At 61.4% G+C, this 18155-nt stretch carries 16 protein-coding genes and 2 tRNA genes; 15 read left to right on the forward strand and 3 right to left on the reverse strand.

Annotation, left to right across the window (positions count from 1 at the left end):
• Positions 1 to 315: 315 nt before the first annotated feature.
• Complete coding sequence (locus tag ACZ3GY_RS04935; RefSeq protein ID WP_465909143.1) at positions 316 to 1170, reverse strand: DMT family transporter; 855 nt, start codon at positions 1168 to 1170, stop codon at positions 316 to 318.
• A 101-nt stretch (positions 1171 to 1271) separates the two neighbouring features.
• On the opposite strand from ACZ3GY_RS04935, the gene ACZ3GY_RS04940 reads away from it, so the two are divergent.
• Positions 1272 to 2132 carry a LysR family transcriptional regulator gene (locus ACZ3GY_RS04940; protein ID WP_465909144.1) on the forward strand — a complete coding sequence of 287 codons (861 nt, stop codon included), beginning with the start codon at positions 1272 to 1274 and terminating at the stop codon, positions 2130 to 2132.
• 36 nt (positions 2133 to 2168) lie between these two features.
• On the forward strand, positions 2169 to 3224 hold the full coding sequence (locus ACZ3GY_RS04945; protein WP_465909145.1) for an NAD(P)H-dependent flavin oxidoreductase: 1056 nt from the start codon (positions 2169 to 2171) through the stop codon (positions 3222 to 3224).
• 6 nt (positions 3225 to 3230) lie between these two features.
• Here the strand turns inward: ACZ3GY_RS04945 and ACZ3GY_RS04950 are convergent, their stop codons facing one another.
• Positions 3231 to 3593, reverse strand: a complete 363-nt coding sequence (locus ACZ3GY_RS04950; RefSeq protein ID WP_465909146.1) for a VOC family protein — start codon at positions 3591 to 3593, stop codon at positions 3231 to 3233.
• 142 nt (positions 3594 to 3735) lie between these two features.
• On the reverse strand, positions 3736 to 4005 hold the full coding sequence (plzR, locus tag ACZ3GY_RS04955) for a PlzR type 4 pili assembly inhibitor (RefSeq protein WP_465909147.1): 270 nt from the start codon (positions 4003 to 4005) through the stop codon (positions 3736 to 3738).
• Positions 4006 to 4482: 477 nt separating this feature from the next.
• On the opposite strand from plzR, the gene ACZ3GY_RS04960 reads away from it, so the two are divergent.
• The 13 genes from ACZ3GY_RS04960 (at position 4483) to ACZ3GY_RS05020 (ending at position 18155) form a co-directional block, all read left to right on the forward strand.
• The gene (locus tag ACZ3GY_RS04960; RefSeq protein ID WP_465909149.1) at positions 4483 to 5706 is read left to right on the forward strand and encodes an aspartate aminotransferase family protein; all 1224 of its coding nucleotides are present in this window, start codon (positions 4483 to 4485) and stop codon (positions 5704 to 5706) included.
• 130 nt (positions 5707 to 5836) lie between these two features.
• Entirely contained in the window at positions 5837 to 6853 is a 1017-nt protein-coding gene (aruF, locus tag ACZ3GY_RS04965; RefSeq protein WP_463564183.1) for an arginine/ornithine succinyltransferase subunit alpha, read from the forward strand.
• 52 nt (positions 6854 to 6905) lie between these two features.
• Positions 6906 to 7922 carry an arginine N-succinyltransferase gene (gene astA, locus ACZ3GY_RS04970; RefSeq protein ID WP_465909150.1) on the forward strand — a complete coding sequence of 339 codons (1017 nt, stop codon included), beginning with the start codon at positions 6906 to 6908 and terminating at the stop codon, positions 7920 to 7922.
• Positions 7923 to 8061: 139 nt separating this feature from the next.
• The gene (gene astD, locus ACZ3GY_RS04975; RefSeq protein ID WP_465909151.1) at positions 8062 to 9525 is read left to right on the forward strand and encodes a succinylglutamate-semialdehyde dehydrogenase; all 1464 of its coding nucleotides are present in this window, start codon (positions 8062 to 8064) and stop codon (positions 9523 to 9525) included.
• Positions 9522 to 10883, forward strand: coding sequence for an N-succinylarginine dihydrolase (gene astB / locus ACZ3GY_RS04980; RefSeq protein ID WP_465909152.1), 1362 nt, complete (start codon positions 9522 to 9524; stop codon positions 10881 to 10883). Before astD ends, astB begins: the two co-directional genes overlap by 4 nt.
• A gap of 41 nt (positions 10884 to 10924) precedes the next feature.
• A complete protein-coding gene (locus ACZ3GY_RS04985; protein ID WP_225830866.1) occupies positions 10925 to 11209 on the forward strand; it encodes a topoisomerase II in 285 nt (94 codons plus the stop codon).
• 9 nt (positions 11210 to 11218) lie between these two features.
• The gene (gene astE / locus ACZ3GY_RS04990; protein ID WP_463564187.1) at positions 11219 to 12229 is read left to right on the forward strand and encodes a succinylglutamate desuccinylase; all 1011 of its coding nucleotides are present in this window, start codon (positions 11219 to 11221) and stop codon (positions 12227 to 12229) included.
• A 57-nt stretch (positions 12230 to 12286) separates the two neighbouring features.
• Complete coding sequence (gene ltaE, locus ACZ3GY_RS04995; protein WP_463564188.1) at positions 12287 to 13288, forward strand: low-specificity L-threonine aldolase; 1002 nt, start codon at positions 12287 to 12289, stop codon at positions 13286 to 13288.
• A 223-nt stretch (positions 13289 to 13511) separates the two neighbouring features.
• The gene (gene alaS / locus ACZ3GY_RS05000) at positions 13512 to 16136 is read left to right on the forward strand and encodes an alanine--tRNA ligase (protein WP_465909153.1); all 2625 of its coding nucleotides are present in this window, start codon (positions 13512 to 13514) and stop codon (positions 16134 to 16136) included.
• Positions 16137 to 16247: 111 nt separating this feature from the next.
• Complete coding sequence (locus tag ACZ3GY_RS05005; RefSeq protein ID WP_463564189.1) at positions 16248 to 17486, forward strand: aspartate kinase; 1239 nt, start codon at positions 16248 to 16250, stop codon at positions 17484 to 17486.
• Positions 17487 to 17668: 182 nt separating this feature from the next.
• Positions 17669 to 17854 carry a carbon storage regulator CsrA gene (gene csrA, locus ACZ3GY_RS05010; protein WP_013792214.1) on the forward strand — a complete coding sequence of 62 codons (186 nt, stop codon included), beginning with the start codon at positions 17669 to 17671 and terminating at the stop codon, positions 17852 to 17854.
• A gap of 61 nt (positions 17855 to 17915) precedes the next feature.
• Positions 17916 to 18006 (forward strand) — tRNA-Ser (locus ACZ3GY_RS05015).
• Positions 18007 to 18078: 72 nt separating this feature from the next.
• Positions 18079 to 18155: transfer RNA gene (locus ACZ3GY_RS05020), tRNA-Arg, on the forward strand.

Below are 18155 nucleotides of genomic sequence, written 5' to 3' on the forward strand. Positions count from 1 at the left end.
CCCTGAAGTCCGTTGATATACAGTGCAGGCTATCTGGCTGCGCCAGAGGGCAAGGCGGGCACCGGTCATGGCCGGGTGCCAGTTTCTCTGCGCTGGGCAGGGAGTATTTTTCCGCGCAGAAGTGCAGGTCTGCGCGGTAGGGTCTTGTGCCCGAAGCCGCAGCATAGGCGATAAAATCGCCAGGCGAAAGCTTCTCTGGCAATTGTGGCAATGACGTGAATTCAACTTGGCAAACGACGAATGGCTCGGCCCATGATCAGGCCCCGCCTGGGTTTTCAGCCATCCGGCACAGGTGCACAGATATTGTTCTAGTGGTCAGCTTTTGCTCTTCAGTCCAGCCCAGGCGACTGCGCCGAGAATCAGCAGGCCGCCCAGCAACATGCCGGTAGTCGGTACCGAGTCGAAGATCAGCCAAGCGCCGGCGATGGCGTAGATCGGCTCCATGGCGATCACCACCGCTGCGGTGTGCGTGCGTACATGGCGTAGCGAGGCGATGAACAGGCTGTAGGCCAGCGCCGTGCAAAGTACGCCTAGCGCCGCTAGCTGCCACCAATCCTGGGCGCTGATCTCGGGAAGCTCCTGCCGGCACCAGGGCAGCAGCGTCAGGCTGATAGACAGGCATTGCCACCAGCACGATGACAGCCCATCGACCTTGCTGGCGAAGTGTTTGTTGGCAACCGCTATTGCAGCATAACTGGCGCCGGACAGAATGCCACAAAGCAGGCCTGACGTAGCACCGTCGCGCAGGTCGAAGGAGGGCGTGACCAGAACCAGGCCAGCCGACACCAGCAATAGAATCAAGCTGTCGGTACGTCCCAGGCGCTGGCCGAATACCAGTCGCTCGATCAGTGCAGTAAAGGCCGGGAACGAAGCGAAGCCCAGAGTAGCCACCGCCACGCCGCCGGTTTGTACCGCCATGAAAAACAGAATCCAATGCCCGCCCAGTGCCACGCCGGTGGTCAGCAGCTTACCCGCGGTGCCAGCGCTAACACCGCGCCAGGGACGTAGCCCCAGGCACACACAGATCACGCTCAAGGCCAGCAAGGCAAACGCCGCTCGGCCCAGCACGATCATGCTTGCGCTGACGTTCAGGGACTCACCGAACAAGGCGGATACACCCACCAGCAGGGCTGCTGAGTGCAATTGAAAATGGGCGCTGCGACGGCTCATGGGTGACCTGCCTGACGAGATAGGCGAAGGGTGCCAAGTGCAGATAATCCCGTAAAACGGATTATAGTGTGGGTTGTTATTCGATAATCGAATGGTTAGCTATGGCCAGACAGGATTTGCAGGTCGATTGGTTACAGGCATTCGTCGCCGTAGTCAGCAGTGGTTCGCTGACGGCTGCGGCGGTGGGGCTGTCGCGCTCGCAATCGGCGGTGAGCATGCAGATAAAGAAGCTCGAAGCGGCGGTGGGACGCCCGTTGCTGCTGCGCGGGCCGCGCCACCTGAGTTTAACGCCAGCAGGCGAGGAGTTGTTGGGGTATGCCCGCAAGCTGCTGCGGGTGCACAGCGAAGCGCTGCTGGCACTGCGCGGTGTACGGTTGGAAGGCAAGGTTTCCCTCGGCATTCCCGACGACTATGCCCTGGGTTATCTGACCCCTCTGCTCAACGACTTCGCCACTGGACAGCCTGCGGTAGAGGTGACCCTGGTGTGCGAACCCTCTACGCAGTTGATACCTAAAGTGGAGAGCGGCGAGCTGGATGTGGCCATCGTCACCCGCGACAGGCCGCAGCGTGGTGAACTGCTGTTTCGTGAGGAGCTGGTGTGGGTCGGCAATGCTCGTCAGGAAACCTGGCGGCAAACGCCTTTACCTATCGCTGTGTACGAGTTGGGTAGCCAGGCACGCCGCCGAGTTCTCAAGAGCCTTGAGACCCTGGGTCGCGATTACCGAGTCGTCTACAACAGCCCTAGCGTAGCCGGGCAACTGGCCGTGGCGCAAAGCGGTGCAGCGCTTGGCGTGCTAGCCCGCTGTTGCGTTCCCGCTACTTTGCAGGTGCTTGGTGCGAGCCAGGGGCTGCCGGCTTTGCCGATGCTTGAGGTGGTCGTGATCCGTAGCCGTGCCCCTGTTTTACCTGCCTTGGTCGACGCCCTGCATGAGCAGGTTCTGCAGACCCTGTGTCGAGTATAGTTCGAGGCTCCTAACGAGGAACCCATAGGGGATCGTATGAACTGTGCAGCTCTGGGTATCGACTTTCCGATCATTCAGGCGCCGATGGCTGGCACCGCTACGCCGGCGTTGGCCGCAGCCGTCAGCAATGCCGGAGGTCTGGGTTCCATCTCCATCGCTGCGGTGAAGGCCGAAGCCGGGCGGCAGATGATCATCGAGACCCGTGCCGGCACCAGTAGGCCCTTCAATATCAACGTGTTCTGCCATCGCCCCAGCGTTGCCGACCAGGTCGCAGAGCAGGCCTGGCTGGATCACCTGCAGCCTTACTTCGCCGAGTTCGATGTGCCGGCTCCGCAGGCCATCGGCGATATCTACAGCAGCTTCCAGAATGATGACGGTCAGCTCGAGGTGCTGCTAGAAGAGCGTCCGCCGATCGTCAGTTTTCACCTGGGGTTGCCCTCCCAGGATCGTATCGATGCGTTGAAAAAGGCTGGCATCACCCTGCTGGCGTCGGCGACCACGCTGGAGGAGGGATACCTGCTGGAAGACGCCGGTATCGATGTAATCGTTGCCCAAGGTATCGAGGCCGGTGGTCACCGCGGGGTATTCGATCCGCAGCGTGGCGATCAGGGAATCGGCACCCTGGCGCTGGTGCGTGTGCTGGTGCGGCATCTGTCACGGCCGGTGATCGCCGCTGGCGGCATCATGGACGGCGCCGGTATCGCCGCGGCCATGACCCTGGGCGCCTGCGCGGCCCAGCTGGGTACGGCATTCATACTTTGCCCGGAGTCGGCGGCTAACGAAGCCTACCGACGCATGCTGGGCAGTGAGCGTGCGCAGGTCACTCAGGTGACCACGGTGATCTCCGGGCGTCCGGCGCGCGGCATTCTCAACCGTTTCATGGCCGAGGTGGGCGCGGTCGGGCATCCGCCGGTGCCGGGTTTCGGTATCGCCTACGATGCTGGCAAGCAGCTCATCGCCGCAGCAGCGAAGGCCGGTAATGCCGAGTTCGCTGCGCATTGGGCTGGACAGGGCGCGGCCCTGGCGCGAGCCATGCCCGCGGCCGAGCTGATCGCAGTGCTGCAGCGCGAATATCTGGCTGCGCGTGGCTGAGGCGTTTTATCGCGAGCGGAACGCCCGGCTGGAGATGCTTACGCCATTGCCGTCGGGGTCCTTGCTGTTGGCGAAGCCGTAGCCTTCGCCCTGGTGTATCGGGCCGAACTCCAGGCCATTGCTCAGGGCGCGGCTGCGGAAGGCCTCGAGGTTTTCCACATCGAACACCAGCTTTACGCGGGCCTGGTTGCCTTTCAGTGATACGGCTGCACGGTGCACTAGCAGGATCAGCCCGCCGCGAGGGTGATGCAGTTCGATCACGCCCTGATCTTCCGCGCTGCTCACGAAACCGAAGTGGCGCTCATAAAACGCGCAGGTCTTGCCCGGATCATTGGCATACAGCATGACGCGGGTGCTGGGGGCGCTCATCGATGCAGTTCCTGTAAGAGGGTACGAGCAGGCCGCATCCGCTATGGCGTGCATCTGGCCAGCAAAAAAGAGTTAGTAGGTTTTAATGCGCTGAAGGCCGACAGCTTATACACGTGTCGGCCTGAGCAGGACGTTATCCGGATCAGGCGGTGTGAAGATGGACTTCTTCGATGCTGTCGTGCCGATCCGGAGCTTCGATGCCGGTCAGCTCGCGAATCAGCGCCCATTGCTGATCGAGTTCCTGGCTGACTGCGCCAAGACGGGTAATCATCTTCGAGGCGGCGGAGCGAACGCCGCCATCGTCACTGCGCAGCAGATCGAACGACAGCGCTGTCATTGCCGCCGTCATGTGCGTGATGCTGCGTGAGGTGAGGGTAAGGAGTTCGGTGAGCTGTTGTTCTTTCGGGGTCATCTCGCGCTTCCTTGACTGGACGAGTCGATGCATTGCGTTGGGTAAAAATGCGACAGGCCATCAGATCCTTGATGGTGCACTGTCGGACGCCGTTCACGAATGGAGGTCGTGCTGCGAGCAAAATGATATCACCGTCACTCCAGGCCCTGGCAATATGCTGCAGGGGCTTGGATGCAAATAATTTTCATGTGTGTGTTTTAAATCGAGATGCCGTTTGTCACGCGCCGTCGGGCAGTATGCAGCGGCTGTTCACGGCGCTTGAATGGTTAAATATCTGCGACCCCGTGCGTCCAGATAGCGGCAACGTTTAAACTGCGCCTCACCGACGCCGCATGCGGCTTTTTCGCGAGCGTCTGGAGCCTGGGTTGGCGCTGTAAGAAGTTGTCGCATGCCGGCAATGCTGACCCTCGAGCACCCCCTACAATCTTTCGCATCGCTGGCCCTATCGTGCCAGCGTGTCTTGTCAGGAGAGTTCCGATGTCCGTTCAGCACGACCCGGTGCAACGCGCCGATTTCGACCAGGTGATGGTGCCCAGCTACGCGCCTGCGGCATTCGTGCCGGTGCGCGGTGCTGGTTCGCGCGTCTGGGATCAGAGCGGTCGTGAGCTGATCGACTTCTCCGGTGGCATCGCCGTCAACGTGCTGGGCCATGCGCACCCGGCGCTGGTGAGGGCCCTGACTGAACAGGCCAATACCCTGTGGCACGTATCCAATGTGTTCACTAACGAGCCAGCTTTGCGTCTGGCCAAGAAGCTGGTCGAGGCCACCTTCGCCGAACGTGTGTTCCTCTGCAACTCGGGCGCGGAAGCCAACGAGGCGGCCTTCAAGTTGGCGCGTCGTGTGGCTCACGACCGTTTTGGCGCCGAAAAGTACGAGATCATCGCCGCTACCAACAGCTTTCACGGGCGCACCTTGTTCACCGTGAGCGTGGGTGGCCAACCTAAATATTCCGATGGCTTCGGGCCGAAGATTCAGGGCATCACCCACGTGCCCTACAACGACCTAGACGCGCTCAAGGCGGCGATCAGCGACAAGACCTGCGCCGTGGTGCTGGAGCCCATTCAGGGCGAGGGCGGTGTGTTGCCGGCGGATCTGGCTTATCTGCAGGGAGCTCGCGAGCTGTGTGATCAACACAATGCCCTGCTGGTGTTCGACGAAGTACAGAGCGGCCTGGGCCGCAGCGGCCACCTGTTCGCCTACCAGCACTACGGCGTGACGCCAGACGTGCTGTCCAGCGCCAAGAGCTTGGGTGGCGGCTTCCCGATTGCGGCCATGCTCACCACCGAAGCACTGGCCAGCCATCTGGCGGTCGGCACCCACGGCACCACCTATGGCGGTAACCCGCTGGGTTGCGCGGTGGCTGAGGCGGTGCTCGACGTCGTCAATACGCCCGAAGTACTGGACGGTGTTAAGTCCAAGCATGAGCGCTTCAAGGCGCGTCTGGAACGGATTGGCGAGCAGTACGGCGTGTTCTCTGGCGTACGCGGCATGGGTCTGCTGATTGGTGCGGTGCTATCCGATGCGTGGAAGGGCAAGGCGCGTGCCTTCTTCGACGCAGCTGCCGAAGAGAACCTGATGATTCTTCAGGCCGGGCCGGACGTGGTGCGTTTCGCACCGAGCCTGGTGGTCGAAGATAGCGATATCGATGAAGGTCTGGATCGCTTCGAGCGCGCAGTGGCCAAAGTGGTTGCCGCTGCCTGACCTGCCTTGCTGGCGGCCCGAGTGCCACCAGTGCTTTTGTCCAGCCGAGCGGATGTTCCGGTCGGCTCCATGGATGATGGTTCTCGCCGCCGGGACTGCTGTGCCCGGGCTCTGCTGAAGGAGTGACACCATGCTGGTTATGCGCCCTGCGCGAATGACCGACCTCGCTGAAGTGCAGCGCCTGGCTGCCGACAGCCCGGTAGGGGTCACCTCGTTGCCGGACAACGCCGAGCGGCTGCGCGACAAGATCGCCGCCTCGGAGGCATCGTTCGCGGCTGAAGTGAGCTTCAATGGCGAGGAGCGCTATTTCTTCGTGCTTGAGGACAGCGAGTCCGGGCGCCTGGTCGGCTGCTCCGGCATCGTCGCCTCTGCCGGCTATTCCGAGCCGTTCTACAGCTTTCGCAACGAGACCTTCGTTCACAATTCCCGAGAGCTGAAGATCCACAACAAGATTCATGTGCTTTCGCTGTGCCATGACCTGACCGGCAACAGCCTGCTGACCAGCTTCTACGTCGAGCGCTCGCTGGTGGATAGCGTCTGGTCCGAGCTCAACTCCCGCGCGCGCCTGCTCTTCGCTGCCTGCCACCCGGAGCGTTTTGCCGATGCCATGGTGGTGGAGATCGTCGGCGAGAGCGACGACGCCGGCGAGTCGCCGTTCTGGGATGCGGTGGGCCGGCATTTCTTCGGTATGAGCTATGGCGAAGCCGAACGCCTGTGTGGCTTGCGCAGCCGCGCTTACCTCGCCGAGCTGATGCCCCATTACCCGATCTACGTGCCGCTGTTGCCGGATTCTGCGCAGGAGTCCATGGGCCTGGTGCATCCGCGTGCGCAGGTGTCCTTCGACATCCTTATGCGTGATGGCTTCGAGACCGACCATTACATCGACATCTTCGACGGTGGCCCGACCCTGCATGCGCGGATCTCTGGCATTCGTTCCATTGCCCAGAGCGTGGTTGTGCCAATCGTGCTCGGCGAAGCCGACGGCGGCGGGCGGCCCTATCTGGTCAGCAACGAACAGTTGCAGGGCTTTCGCGCGGTGATCGCCGAGCTGAACTGGGCGCCCGGTCAGCCCGCGGTGCTCGATCCGCTCACCGCACAGACGCTCGGCGTCGCCGAAGGCGGTCAGGTAAGGCTGGTGGCGGTATGAAGGTGTCAGTGATGAATGCCGCCTGGCTGGCTCGCAGTTTTCTGGAGGCATCATGATCGTTCGCTCCGTACGTGCCGGTGACCTGCCGGCGCTGATTGACCTGGCGCGCAGCACGGGCACCGGGTTGACCACCTTGCCGGCCAACGAGGCACGCCTGGCCTACCGGGTCGGCCGTGCCGAGAAGACCTTTCGCGGCGAGGCCGAGCGCGGCGATTGCGACTACATGTTCGTACTCGAGGACGACGACGGCCGTGTGCTGGGCATCTCCGCGATTGCCGGCGGGGTGGGGTTGCGTGAGTCCTGGTACAACTACCGGGTCGGCCTGACGGTCTGCGCTTCCCAGGAATTGAACATCCACCGTCAGGTGCCAACGCTGTTTCTGGCCAATGACCTGACCGGCCATTCCGAACTGTGCTCGCTGTTCCTGCATGCCGATCACCGCACCGGGCTGAACGGGCGCCTGCTGTCCAAGGCGCGTTTCCTGTTCATCGCCGAGTTTCGTGAGCAGTTCGGCGACAAGATCATCGCCGAGATGCGCGGCGTGTCCGACGAACAGGGTCGTTCGCCCTTCTGGGAATGCCTCGGGCGGCACTTCTTCCGCATGGAGTTCTCCCAGGCGGACTACCTCACCGGCGTCGGCAACAAGGCGTTCATTGCCGAGCTGATGCCCAGGTTCCCGCTGTACACCTGCTTCCTGTCCGAGGCCGCGCGCGAAGTGATCGGCCGCGTGCACCCGGACACCGAGCCGGCGCTGGCGATGCTCAAGTCGGAAGGTTTCAGCTATCAGGGTTATGTCGACATCTTCGATGCCGGCCCGGCCATCGAGGCAGAAACCGCGAAGATACGGGCGATTCGCGACAGCCAGTTGCTGGTACTGGCCATCGGTACGCCAGGGGACGATGCGCCGTTGTACATGGTGCACAACCGCAAGCGCGAGGACTGCCGCATCACCGTGGCGCGCGCGCGCATGGCGGCTGGCACGCTGGTGGTCGATCCCCTCACGGCGAGGCGCTTGCGCCTGAACGTGGGTGATCAGGTGCGGGCCGTGGCGTTGGCCGCACAAGCCTGAGCCCCTGTTTTTGATGTGATCAGGGGCGACGTGCCGTCTGCCCCGACCGGTGATGCCGCCATAGAGCGGCAGCCGTTATACAGACAAGGCCATCGCCTGGTGATGGCCAGTCGAACCGTGAAGCCTGGAGTGATAGACCATGAGCACGCATTACATTGCAGGTCTCTGGCAGATAGGACAGGGCAATACCCTGGAATCCCTCGACCCGGTCAGCCAGCAGGTGCTCTGGGTGGGCCGCGAAGCTAATGCCGAGCAGGTCGAGGCCGCCGTGCAGGCAGCTCGCGATGCATTTCCTGCATGGGCTGCCGTGCCATTGAGTGAGCGAGTCACGCTGCTCGAGCGTTTCGCCACGGTGCTCAAGGCCAGGCAGGGTGACCTCGCGCACGCCATTGGCGAAGAGACTGGTAAGCCGTTGTGGGAAGCCGCTACCGAAGTCGCCAGCATGATCAATAAGGTGGCCATCTCGGTACAGAGTCACGGCGAACGCACGGGTAGTAAACACGGCGTGCAGGGTGATGCCAGCACGGTGCTGCGGCATAAACCCCATGGCGTTGTGGCGGTATTTGGCCCGTACAATTTTCCGGGTCATCTACCCAATGGGCATATTGTCCCAGCGTTGCTCGCCGGTAACACCGTCGTGTTCAAACCCAGTGAGCAAACGCCGAAGGTGGCCGAGCTGACGCTCAAGTGCTGGATCGAGGCCGGCTTGCCGACAGGTGTACTGAACCTGGTGCAAGGCGCGCGTGATACTGGTATCGCGCTGGTGGCGAATCCTGGCATCGATGGTCTGTTTTTTACCGGTTCCAGCCGCACGGGCAATCTCTTGCACGCCCAGTTCGGCGGCCGCCCGGAGACCATCCTCGCCCTGGAAATGGGTGGCAATAACCCACTGATCGTCGAGCAGGTCGCCGATATCGACGCGGCCGTGTACTGCATCATTCAATCCGCCTTCCTCTCAGCCGGGCAGCGTTGTACCTGCGCGCGACGCCTGCTGGTGCCGGAAGGCACCTGGGGCGATGCCTTACTGGCGCGGCTGGTGAGCGTGGCGGCAAGCATCAAAGTCGGTGCCTTTAACGCCCAACCGGCGCCTTTCATGGGCGCGGTGATTTCCCTGGACGCCGCCCAGCATCTGCTCAAGATCCAGACACGGTTGGTCGACAAGGGGGCACGACCGCTACTGGATATGAGCCAGCCTCTCGAAGGCGCAGCGTTGCTGACACCGGGGATCATCGACGTGACGGCCGTACAGCCGCGCTTCGACGAGGAGGTCTTTGGGCCACTGCTGCAAGTGATTCGCTATGGTGATTTCGACTCGGCCATCGCGCAGGCCAACGCCACCCGTTTCGGTCTCGCCGCCGGGCTGCTGTCTGATTCCCGCGAGCGCTATGAGTACTTCTGGCTGCGCAGCCGTGCCGGCATCGTCAACTGGAACAAACCGCTGACCGGCGCCGCCAGTAGCGCACCGTTCGGTGGTATCGGTGCCTCGGGCAATCATCGCCCGAGCGCTTATTACGCGGCGGATTACTGCGCCTATCCGGTTGCTTCGCTGGAAAGCGAGCAGCTCGTGTTGCCGGATAGCCTGGCGCCGGGAGTCAGTCTATGAGTCGCCAGGTCGCTGCGGCTTGTGAGCTGAACATCGATGGTTTGGTGGGCCCGACGCATAACTACGGCGGTTTGTCTTACGGCAATGTGGCTTCGCAGAACAATGGTCAAGTAGCCTCCAGCCCGCGTGAGGCCGCTCGCCAGGGTTTGGCGAAAATGAAAGCACTGATGGACATGGGCTTTGCCCAGGCCGTGCTGGCGCCTCAGGAACGGCCCGATGTGCAGGCGCTGCGGCGCTGCGGTTTCAGTGGTAGTGACGCCCAGGTCATCGAGAAGGCAGCGCGCGAAGCCATGCCGCTGCTGGTCGCCAGTTGTTCGGCGTCGAGCATGTGGACGGCCAACGCCGCCACGGTCAGCCCCAGTGCCGACACGGCTGATGGTCGCGTGCATTTCACGGCGGCCAACCTCAACTGCAAGTTTCACCGCTCCATCGAGCACCCGACCACCAGCCGCGTGCTGGCAGCAATGTTCAATGACGAGCGCTATTTCGCCCACCACGCGGCCTTGCCTGCGGTCAGCCAGTTCGGAGACGAAGGGGCCGCCAACCACACCCGTTTGTGCCGTGACTATGGCGAGCCTGGCGTGGAGTTTTTCGTCTTCGGCCGTAGCGCTTTCGACCTGCGCCTACCGGCCCCCCAGCGCTATCCCGCACGGCAGACCCTGGAAGCGTCGCAGTCAGTGGCACGCCTGCACGGCCTCAGCGATAGCGCTGTGGTGTATGTGCAGCAGAATCCCGCCGTGGTCGATCAGGGCGTGTTCCACAATGATGTGATTGCGGTGGGTAACGGCCAAGTGTTGTTTCACCACGAGGATGCCTTTCTCGATAGTGCGCGGGTCATTGGCGAGCTCGGCGACAAGTTGGCGCGGCTTGGCGGGCAGCTGCAGCCGGTGTGCGTGCCGCGGCATGCGTTGGGGGTCGAAGACGCGGTACGTTCCTATCTATTCAACAGCCAGCTGCTGACCCGAGCAGATGGTCGTATGTTGTTGGTGGTGCCCGAAGAATGCCGTGGTAATCAGCGCGTTTGGGCCTACCTGCAAACGCTGCTGGGCAGCAATGGGCCGATTGCTGAAGTACGTGCATTCGACCTGAAGCAGAGCATGCAGAATGGTGGTGGTCCAGCCTGTCTGCGTTTGCGGGTGGCCCTTAACGCCGAGGAACTGGCGGCGATGAACCCAGGCGTGATGATGACGCCCGCGCTTTATGAGCGGCTGCTAAAGTGGGTCGATCATCATTACCGGGATCGCCTGAGCGAAAGTGATCTGGCCGACCCACAGTTGCTGACCGAATGCCGCAGCGCACTGGATGAGTTGACCCAGATCCTTGAGTTGGGCGCGGTTTATCCCTTTCAATTGAACTGAATAGGCTCGCACTTCGAGCCGTTACTGAACCTGGAGTACTTATGAGCGACGCCCTGCAACTGATTCTCGAAGATAGCGACGGCACCCAGCTGGAAACCTCGTGCACCCGTTTTGCCGTGCTCTGGCAGGGCAAGGAAGTGTGGATCCAGCAGGTCGGCAATGGCCAACTGATGATCGGCGTTGACGTCGCCGAGGGTGACACTGAATACGCCAACCTGCTGCTACGTCCACTGGCCACCAATCTGGTCAGTCTGGAACTTGAAATGGAGCCAGCTGCAGACGACGCTGATGATGACCATGTCCACGGCCCAGACTGCAATCACTGAGGAAACCCTATGCTTGCCCTCGGTAACCTGCTCGAACTGACCCTGGCCGGTTATGAACCCGCCTCGAAGATCCAGCTGGCGCCGGAGGGCACGCGCCTGCGATGGCTGGCCGAGGGTGCACTTGAAATCACCCCGGCCTGCGGTCGCGACAATGGCATGGATCTACTGCTCTCGGCGGGTATCCATGGCAATGAAACAGCCCCTATCGAACTACTCGACCGCCTGCTGTGCAGTATTGCTCGCAATGAACTGCAGCCGCGGGCACGCCTGTTGCTGCTGTTCGGCAATCCCGCAGCGATGCGCCGTGGCGTTCGCTTCGTTGAGCAGGATATCAACCGGTTGTTCAGCGGCCGGCACGAGCTCAGTAGCGGTGGCGAGGCGATGCGCGCCTGCGAGTTGGAGCATCTGGCGGCATCGTTCTTTGCTGATGCTGCGCGCACTCGCCTGCATTACGACCTGCATACTGCTATCCGCGCTTCGCGCATCGAACAGTTCGCCCTTTATCCCTGGGCTGAAGGGCGTCGCCAATCTCGACGTGAATGCGCACGGCTGCAGGCGGCGGGTATCGACGCGGTGCTCCTGCAGAGTCGCCCATCAACCACCTTCAGTGCTTACACCTACGCTCAGTTGGGTGCCGAGGCCTTCACTCTGGAATTGGGCAAGGCCCGGCCGTTCGGCCACAATGAGCTGGTCAACCTGGATCGTCTGGAACTGCGCTTGCAAGCCCTCATCGAGGGGCGCGAGCCGGCGGTCGAGGAGGCGGCAATTGAGCGTCTGCAACTGTTCTCCTTCGCTCGCGAGGTGATCAAGCACAGCGATGCCTTTACCCTGCATCTTCCAACAGATGTGGAAAACTTCACCGAACTGGCGCCCGGTTACCTGTTGGCCGAGGACTTGGCCAGCAGCCGCTGGGTCGTGGAGGAGCAGGGCGCACGAATCATTTTCCCCAACCCCAAAGTGCATAACGGCCAGCGCGCCGGCATCCTGATTGTTCCGGCCGACGCCTCGCTGTTGGCGTGATCCCCCATAAGGGCGGCGCATTCTATTTTTCGTTTATCTGCTCGCACAGGAGTGCATATGCCCATCATCGATCTGCGTAGCGACACCGTCACCCAACCTACCGCCGGCATGCGTGACGCAATGCTGTCCGCTGAGCTGGGCGATGACGTGTACGGCGAAGATCCAACCGTCAACCGCCTGGAACAGCGCCTTGCGCAGCAACTCGGCTTTGCTGCTGCGCTGTTCGTGCCGACCGGCACCATGAGCAACCTGCTCGGTTTGATGGCCCACTGCGAGCGCGGCGACGAATACATCGTCGGCCAGCAAGCACATACCTATAAGTACGAAGGCGGTGGCGCCGCCGTCCTCGGCTCGATCCAGCCCCAGCCACTGGACATGGAGCTGGACGGTTCTCTGGATCTGGCGCGCGTCGAAGCGGCGATCAAGCAGGACGACTTTCATTTCGCCCGCACCCGCTTGCTGGCGTTGGAAAACACCATGCAGGGCAAGGTGCTGCCCCTGGAGTATTTGGCAGACGCCCGCGCCTTCACGCGCAACAAAGGATTGGCGCTACACCTCGATGGCGCGCGGCTGTTCAATGCTGCCGTCAAACTGGGTGTCGAGGCGGGTGAAATCACCCAGTATTTCGATTCAGTCTCTGTGTGCCTGTCTAAGGGCCTGGGCGCGCCGGTGGGTTCCGTGCTGTGTGGTAGCGAGGCGCTGATCGCCAAGGCTCGGCGCCTGCGCAAGATGGTCGGTGGCGGTATGCGTCAGGCGGGCGTGTTGGCCGCTGCCGGTCAGTATGCGCTGGATCACCAGGTCGAGCGCCTGGTCGAGGATCACGCCAACGCCGACTGCCTGGCCGCTGGCCTGCGTGAGCTGGGCTACTCCGTCGAGCCGGTGCAGACCAATATGGTCTACGTGCAGCTCGGTGAGCGTGCCGATACGCTGAAAGCCTTCTGTGCTGAGCGAGGTATCCGCTTAAGCGCCGCGCCACGTTTGCGTATGGTCACGCATATGGATGTCAGTGCTGATGCCATTGGCCAGGTGATCGAGGCTTTTGCCACTTTTCGGCGCTGAGCCACTCAGTTGCTAGTCAGGCTTTCCTGCTGGCAGAACGATGGTCGTGAGTTGCACCAGGTGAGCCACTCTGATTCCCGGTCATCGTTGCAGGTCAGTGATTTCCGGTTATTGAGCGGTTGGCAAATAATTCAGGCTATGCCCTAGCCGCCACGGACAAGCCCGATATAATGCGGGCTTTTGCCGGCTTCGCCGTGGCCGCCTGTTTTCCTGGAAAATGCCAATGAAAAGCGCAGAAATCCGTGAAGCTTTCCTGAGCTTCTTCGAAGAGAAGGGGCACACCCGTGTCGCTTCCAGCTCCCTGATTCCGAACAACGATCCAACGTTGCTGTTCACCAACGCCGGCATGAACCAGTTCAAGGACTGCTTCCTGGGCCTGGAAAAGCGCGCCTACACACGCGCTGCGAGCAGCCAGAAGTGTGTGCGCGCGGGCGGCAAACACAACGATTTGGAAAACGTCGGCTATACCGCGCGTCACCACACCTTCTTCGAAATGCTCGGCAACTTCAGCTTTGGCGACTATTTCAAGCGTGATGCCATCCACTTCGCCTGGGAGTTCCTCACCGGCGAAAAGTGGCTGAACCTGCCCAAGGAAAAGCTCTGGGTTACGGTCTATGCCACCGATGACGAGGCTTACGACATCTGGAACAAGGAAGTCGGTGTGCCGGCCGAGCGGATGATCCGCATTGGCGACAACAAGGGCGCGCCGTATGCCTCCGACAACTTCTGGACCATGGGCGACACCGGCCCGTGCGGCCCGTGCACCGAGATCTTCTTTGACCACGGCGATCACATCTGGGGCGGCCCACCCGGCTCCGCGGAAGAGGACGGCGACCGTTATATCGAAATCTGGAACAACGTGTTCATGCAGTTCAACCGCACCGCTGACGGTGTTCTGCACCCGCTGCCGGCGCCGAGCGTGGACACCGGCATGGGCCTGGAGCGCGTCAGCGCGGTGCTGCAGCACGTCAACTCGAACTACGAGATTGACCTGTTCCAGAGCCTGCTTAACGCCAGCGCCCAGGCCATCGGCTGCGCCAACAACGGCGACGCGTCGCTGAAAGTGGTGGCCGACCATATTCGCTCCTGCAGCTTCCTGATCGCTGACGGCATCACTCCGTCCAACGAAGGCCGTGGCTACGTGCTGCGCCGTATCGTGCGTCGCGCTTGCCGTCACGGCAACAAGCTGGGCGCCAAGGGCAGCTTCTTCCACAAGATCGTCGCGGCGCTGGCCAGCGAGATGGGCGAAGCCTTCCCTGAATTGAAACAGCAGCAGGCGCACATCGAGCGCGTGCTGAAGACCGAAGAAGAGCAGTTCGCCAAGACCCTGGAGCAGGGCTTGAAGATCCTCGAGCAGGATCTCGCCGAACTGAGCGGCACGGTGATTCCTGGTGAGGTGATCTTCAAGCTGTATGACACCTACGGTTTCCCGATGGATCTGACTGGTGATATCGCCCGTGAGCGCGAGTTGACTCTCGACGAGGCCGGCTTCGAGCGCGAGATGGACGCCCAGCGTGTACGTGCCCGTTCCGCCAGCGCCTTCGGTGTGGACTACAACAACCTGGTCAAGGTCGACAGCGACACCCGTTTCCTCGGTTACAACGCTACTGTCGCCAGCGGTGAACTGCTTGTGCTGCTGCGCGACGGTCAATCCGTCGACACCCTGAGCGAAGGCGAGGAGGGCGTCGTAGTCCTCGACCAGACGCCGTTCTACGCTGAATCCGGTGGTCAGATCGGCGACTGTGGCTTCCTCGAGGGCCCTGGCGTGCGTTTCGACGTGCGTGACACCACCAAGGTCGGCGGCGCATGGTTGCACCACGGTGTGGTCAGCAAGGGCAGCCTGAGCGTTGGTGCCTCGATCAACGCCGAAGTGGATGCCTCGGTGCGTACTGCAACCGGGCTCAATCACTCGGCGACTCACCTGCTGCATGCTGCGCTGCGCCAGGTGCTCGGCGAGCACGTGCAGCAGAAAGGCTCGCTGGTGGACAGCCAGCGCCTGCGCTTCGACTTCAGTCACTTCGAGGCGATCAAGCCGGAACAGCTCAAGGAGCTGGAAGAGATCGTCAACCGCGAAGTGCGCCGCAATACGCCGGTACAGACCGAAGAGATGGATATCGAAAGAGCCAAGGCCAAAGGCGCCATGGCGCTGTTCGGTGAGAAGTACGGCGACAACGTGCGCGTGCTGACCATGGGCGACGGTTTCTCCGTCGAACTGTGTGGCGGCATCCACGCCAACCGTACCGGTGATATCGGTGTGTTCAAGATCCTCAGCGAAGGCGGTGTTGCTGCCGGTGTGCGCCGCATCGAAGCGGTCACGGGCGCTGCGGCGTTCGCCTACCTGAATGGCGCGGAAGAGCAATTGAAAGAGGCCGCAGCGCTGGTCAAGGGCAGTCGCGACAATCTGCTCGACAAGCTTGCTGCCGTACTCGATCGCAATCGCCAACTGGAGAAAGAGCTGGATCAGCTCAAGGCCAAGGCCGCCAGTGCGGCTGGCAGCGATCTGGCCGGTTCCGCCGTGGACATCAAGGGTGTCAAGACGCTCAGTGCGCGCATCGACGGCCTGGATGGCAAGGGCCTGCTGGCGCTGGTCGATCAATTGAAGAACAAGCTCGGCAGTGCGGTGATCCTGCTCGGCGGCGTGCAGGACGATAAGGTCGTGCTGGTGGCCGGCGTGACCCAGGATCTGACTGGCAAGCTGAAGGCCGGCGACTTGATGAAACAGGCCGCCGCTGCAGTTGGCGGCAAAGGCGGTGGTCGGCCGGACATGGCGCAGGGCGGTGGAGTCGATGCGGCTGCACTGGATGGCGCCCTGGCGCTGATCGGCCCGTTCGTCGAACAGGGCCTCTAAGGCTCGTAACTCAAGCGTGACCACGCTGCTTGCCATGCCCGGTGAGCAGAGTGGTGGTGTGCGGTGTTGTCTGTTTAATGGGCGCCCTTCACGGGCTGAGGCAGCTTTGAAATGGCTTTGATCGTACAGAAATTCGGCGGTACTTCCGTCGGCACCATCGAGCGAATCGCGCAGGTCGCCGAGAAGGTGAAGAAATTCCGCGAAAGGGGTGACGACATCGTCGTCGTGTTGTCCGCCATGAGCGGCGAGACCAATCGCCTTATCGATCTGGCCAAGCAGATCAGTGATGGTCAGCCGGTGGCGCGCGAGCTCGACGTGATGGTGTCCACCGGCGAGCAGGTGACCATTGCGCTGTTGGCTATGGCGCTGATCAGGCTTGGTGTGCCGGCTGTTTCTTACACCGGTAGCCAGGTGCGCATCCTGACCGACAGCTCGCATACCAAGGCGCGCATCCTGAGCATCGACGACGCCAACATCCGCGCTGACCTCAAGGCTGGTCGTGTGGTGGTGGTTGCCGGCTTCCAGGGTGTCGACGAGCAGGGCAATATCACGACCCTCGGGCGTGGTGGCTCCGACACCACTGGCGTGGCGTTGGCAGCGGCCCTGAAGGCCGATGAGTGCCAGATCTACACCGATGTCGATGGTGTTTACACCACCGATCCGCGGGTCGTTCCTAAAGCCCAGCGTCTGGAGAAGATTACCTTCGAAGAGATGCTGGAAATGGCCAGTCTGGGTTCCAAAGTATTGCAAATTCGCTCGGTGGAATTCGCCGGCAAGTACAACGTCCCGCTGCGCGTCCTGCACAGCTTTCAAGAGGGGCCGGGCACCCTCATTACCATTGATGAAGAGGAATCCATGGAACAGCCGATCATCTCCGGCATCGCCTTCAACCGCGACGAAGCCAAGCTGACCATCCGTGGCGTACCTGATCTGCCGGGCGTTGCTTTCAAGATTCTTGGCCCGATCAGCTCCGCCAATATCGAAGTGGACATGATCGTGCAGAACGTCGCGCACGATAACACCACCGATTTTACCTTCACCGTGCACCGCAACGACTATCCGGCTGCCCAGCAGGTGCTTGAGGCCACTGCGCGCGATCTGGGGGCTCGTGAGGTGGTAGGTGACGTGAACATCGCCAAGGTATCCATTGTCGGCGTTGGTATGCGCTCTCACGCCGGTGTAGCCAGTCGCATGTTCGAAGCGCTGGCCAAGGAGAACATCAATATTCAGATGATCTCTACCTCGGAGATCAAGGTCTCGGTGGTCATCGAAGAGAAATATCTGGAATTGGCCGTGCGTGCCCTGCACACTGCGTTCGAGCTGGATGCACCAGCCCGTCAGGGCGACTGAGGCATCCTGTAAAAGGTGCGGTTCTTCCGCGCCTTTTGCACTTTTGGTTAGCGTTGGCGGAACTTTCCGTCCGTCTACGCTGGTCAATAGCTGGGTATCGGCAATTTCGTATCGATCTTGGCCGGTGCTTTTCAACTGCTTGCAGACGTGTTGTCCGTAATTGAATCCGTAAGGAGAAAGGAATGCTGATTCTGACTCGTCGGGTCGGAGAGACCCTGATGGTGGGTGACGAAGTCACTGTCACCGTGTTGGGCGTTAAAGGTAATCAGGTGCGGATTGGCGTCAATGCGCCTAAGGAAGTAGCCGTACACCGTGAAGAGATTTACCAGCGCATCCAGAAAGAGAAGGGCGAAGAACCAAACCACTAATTTTTCTCGAAATTTTGGTTTGCAAGCGGGGGAAATATGAGTATTATGCGCCCCGTGTTGCGGAGAGGTGGCCGAGTGGCCGAAGGCGCTCCCCTGCTAAGGGAGTACACCTCAAAAGGGTGTCGGGGGTTCGAATCCCCCCTTCTCCGCCATTATTTGGTAAGTCTGGTTTAAGACCGGGCTGGCAAAGAAACCAGCGGTGATCTGGTCTAAAAACACCAAGTGGACTCATAGCTCAGCTGGATAGAGTACTCGGCTACGAACCGAGCGGTCGGAGGTTCGAATCCTCCTGGGTCCACCA

It is taken from the genome of Pseudomonas sp. PME37.24/006, assembly GCF_055556635.1.